This is a genomic window from Microbacterium testaceum (assembly GCF_020781835.1).
Lineage (GTDB): Bacteria > Actinomycetota > Actinomycetes > Actinomycetales > Microbacteriaceae > Microbacterium > Microbacterium testaceum_H.
Genome location: NZ_JAJGNJ010000033.1, coordinates 1 through 1,755, shown reverse-complemented (window position 1 = coordinate 1,755; position 1,755 = coordinate 1). Strand labels below are relative to the sequence as shown.

Genomic DNA, 1,755 nt, shown 5'->3' with positions numbered 1-1,755 from the left:
GACCAGTGATGCTCGACGGCGATGCTGTCCGAGTCGACCCGGACGGCCTTGCCGATCGTGCCGGCGCTGCCACCTCGGGTCAGGGCCAGCGAGAGCACGATGCCGTCGCCGGCGACTCCCGCGTCCTCGCGCGCGTGCCGCTTCCACACCTCGAAGTCGAGGTCGGACAGCGATACCGCCTCGACCGGTCGCGGGTTCGGCCAGATCGACAGGCGCTCACGGGCGAACCCGTCCGGGTCCGTCTCCATAGCCCGCTCGTACTGATCGACGACCGACTGAATCGGCATGCGAATACCGAGGCTAGGGTTCGAGTCCGCCCACACCTGCGGGTCGCCGAGGTCGATGTCATCGACGCGCTCCGGATCTTCCGACCCCTCCGGCGTCCACTCCATCCACCCGGTGCGCTTGCCACGCCCAGAGCGGCCGCGATCGCGGACACCCCGCCACACCTCGCAGTCGTTCACACCCTCCTCGGGCACCGTCCCGGTGAACAGCTCCTGCCGGTTCTGTACCTGTGACTGCGTGTACGTGAGTGCCCGCTGGGCTTGCAGGCTCAACTCCTGCGCCTCGTCGTACACCACGACGTCGGCGGTGAATCCACGGCCCGAGCTCTTCGACCGGGCGATGAAGCGGATCCGGTCGGCAAGCAACTGGCCCGGGCGCTTCCGTAGAACGATGCCCTCTTGCCCGTTCGCGGTGTAGATGTTCGACACCCGCGCCATCAGCTTAGGGTTGGCCTCGATCACACCCACGAGCCGCTGGAAGCCGTCGATAGCCGTCTTCATCTCGTGCGCGGTGTGCAGGATGGTCTTCCGCCGATTGTCCGGACGGGGGAACAGGAACAGGTGCGCCAGGTCGTAGCCGACCAGGATCTCGCCCTTGCCGTTCTGTCGACTGATCAGCGCCCCGAACTCCGTGGCCGCCCACGTCTGATCCGGGCCGACATCGAAGACGCCGCCGATGACGTACGCCTGCCACTCGTCGAGAGTGAGCCCGCACGCCTGCAGGAACCGGAGAACGTGATCCCCATGGGAGCCGACCGACTCAGGCCGGCTTTCGAGCCGAGGCCGTTGAGATCCCGACAACATTGGGAGCGCCGAAGAACTCATCGAGCCCCCCGCCCTCTCCGCCGCTCTTCTCTCGGAGCGCGTCGATGTCCTTGAACACGCTGCGGGCTATTCGCTCGAATGCGAGCTGCAACTGCCGCGCCTCGCCCATGACGTGATCGACGCTCATCTCGACCCGAATCACACCCGAGTCCGGGTCGAGAACGCCAGGCACCCGGAAGTGCATCAGCTTGAGCACGCCCTTGCCCGCGATGACGTCGTTGATCTGCTCGAGCCGATCCGCCATCCGAGCCGCCTCGACGACGAGCGCCATGCGCTCCGCCGGCACCTCAATGCCCGCAGTCAGCGCGTCGTAGAACGCGCGGCCCCGCTCGCCGAGTCCTAGAGAATCCGGGGCATCCGGCGAGAACGACACCTTCCCGCGCGCTCGAGCATCACGGCGCTCCGCGTTGCGTTGCTCGCGAGCATGATCGCACGCATCGTCGATCGGCTCGCCATTCCGGCGGTGCCGCAGGAACGCCGCATAGGTGCCACACGGGGCAGCCGGCTTCGGCATCCTGCACCTCCTCGCGGAAATCGACCCAACCGCACGAATCGACGTGGAGAGAGAAGCGCCAGGACCGCCCGGGAGGTGGGCAGCCGAGGGGCGTCTCGGTATTTTTCACCGAGTCGCCCCTCGTCGTGTTCA

General features: G+C 67.0%; 2 protein-coding genes. Both read right to left on the bottom strand.

All coding sequences use genetic code 11. The annotated features are described in order from the left end of the window. A partial coding sequence (locus LL239_RS17460; RefSeq protein ID WP_228164596.1) for a hypothetical protein occupies positions 1-1,088 on the bottom strand: 1,088 nt, incomplete at its 3' end. Further along, complete coding sequence (locus tag LL239_RS17455; protein WP_228164595.1) at positions 1,045-1,623, bottom strand: hypothetical protein; 579 nt, start codon at positions 1,621-1,623, stop codon at positions 1,045-1,047. The genes LL239_RS17455 and LL239_RS17460, both read right to left, overlap by 44 nt. Between the last annotated feature and the right edge of the window lie 132 nt (positions 1,624-1,755).